2 protein-coding genes are annotated in these 1,905 nt (G+C 43.5%); both read right to left on the minus strand.

The window, feature by feature from the left end:
• Window positions 1–110: 110 nt before the first annotated feature.
• Window positions 111–905 (minus strand): 3-hydroxyacyl-CoA dehydrogenase NAD-binding domain-containing protein, encoded by a 795-nt coding sequence (locus ACNRUY_RS26375; protein WP_488114644.1) that lies wholly within the window; start codon window positions 903–905, stop codon window positions 111–113.
• 437 nt (window positions 906–1,342) lie between these two features.
• Window positions 1,343–1,729, minus strand: coding sequence for a hypothetical protein (locus tag ACNRUY_RS26380; protein ID WP_488114645.1), 387 nt, complete (start codon window positions 1,727–1,729; stop codon window positions 1,343–1,345).
• Between the last annotated feature and the right edge of the window lie 176 nt (window positions 1,730–1,905).

Below are 1,905 nucleotides of genomic sequence, written 5' to 3' on the forward strand. Positions count from 1 at the left end.
CAACAAAATACCTGTCTCGTTACCTCGGGTGGAAAAGGTTTCTTAAAACTCAACTCTTCTCAGAGGAGGCTTTTTTAGATCAAGTTTCTATACATTGGGTAGAGCAACACTTAATTTGAACAGCGCCAATGCCAGACATGTTGAATATTTACAGCGTCTTCAAGCCCGAATAAATCAATGAAGCCAAAAATCCCTAAGGGGCGTCCGTAGACTAGAATGAACGCGATGTCTGCTATTTCTTTGTTAATGATCTTTTGACTGACAAGGTTAATAAAATGCGCTGTTATCCTGAACCAGACTCGATTAAAGGCGTGGCCCACCTGGTCTTTATAGGGGAGGCGTTGGTTGTATAAAAGTATAGGGAAAAGTTGTAAGTGATTATTAATATTTCTTACGTATTCACTGGTTGCTATAGCCATATCTCTGTAAAGAGCTTCTTTTCCAACAAGTTCATCAGATCCATCAGAAGAGACACTGTGTTTATCGCGATATACTACGACGTCACTGATCCGTCCATAAGGAGAGTACATGTGATTAATAGCTACTTTTGGGATCCTGTGCTCAGGCACTCCTTCTGTCAGAACACGAAGTGGAATGGAAGAGGTATTGCTGGCAACCACAACCTCGCTTCTATTGTTTTGTTCAAGTTTTTCCAGAACTCCTGCGATTAATTCCTGCTTCTCTTTTACTTTTTCTGTGATCAGTTCCTGGACAAAATAGGTATCAGCCCATTCTGCGTCGGTGATCTGTTTATAGGAGTCTTTGAAAGACAGGCGTTCTGTAGTTTTGCCTTTACTCCACTCTTTTGCCTCTTCTATTCGTTCAGGATTGGTGTCGACAATAATCAGTTTTATGCTTTCACCAAGAATATTATAGCAATCTTCTGTAAAATATTTGCCTGTCATGCCATACCCCAGGGTAACAATAGTGCCTGCCGAGGCTTTATGGCAAAAGCATAAAATGAAGATAACCAGAAGGGTGGATTTGAGAGGAGTTCGCAGTGGGAACATAGTTAAAGCCTTTGTTGTGTGCTTAATAATCAAGAGGCTTTAGTGTAGTTTGTCCTGCCGGATGACTCCCTGGAAATGACGGATTAGGCCATAATTTGCTTGAAAGGGAGTGGCTGTAACAAATCAGGGGGCAAGCTAACCGGCTCATTATGAATGGTCCAGACTCTTTGCTGATATATGCCATCACCTTTCCCTGTTTTGAACACTGCTGACCTGCAGCCAGGTTGGCTACGGCAATGGAGGTTTGACTATTGAACATTCGGTTCTGGCTTTCAGAGTCCTCGTAAATGGTCAGGGAGTGCTGTGTCCCTGACCAAAAATGCAGTGGCAGTTCATAGCTCCTCTTTCTTTTCTAAGGTAATGCCATAGGCGCCAGGGAAATGGTCGTTCATTGCTTCGAAAAGAGACTCATTTATATTCAGTTTGCTTAAAAGAAGCTTCATTTGCTCTGGTGAAATAACCTCATTTTTTATTACTGTGTGGCGGTATTCTTTCACGGTGACACTGGCTATCAGAAACAGTGTGAATTTCAACGCGCGGCTTTGTGTCAGGTATTCCATCACCTGGGTATAGCTGGGAGTGCGGTCGGCCGGATATCTTTTTTCCAGACTCAGAACGTCGGCAATCAGTTTATCGGTAAACTGCTCCCATTCCACTTCATACAGGTCATGGTCATGACTGTACTGTGTGGCGCTGTTCAAATTAAATGTTGCTAACATGGTCTATACTCCCTGAGCATGAGAATTGTCGTGTAAAGTGGAGTTCCAGCCATGAAACCTCAGCAATTCCAAGACATCCTGAAGTCCATACCCATGATGTCCCCAGAGCAGATCGGTGTCCTCCATAAAACTCTGCCGCCCTCACCCATTGCCGGTGATGCACAAGGTATTTCCGG

The organism is Endozoicomonas sp. Z74, from assembly GCF_057680865.1.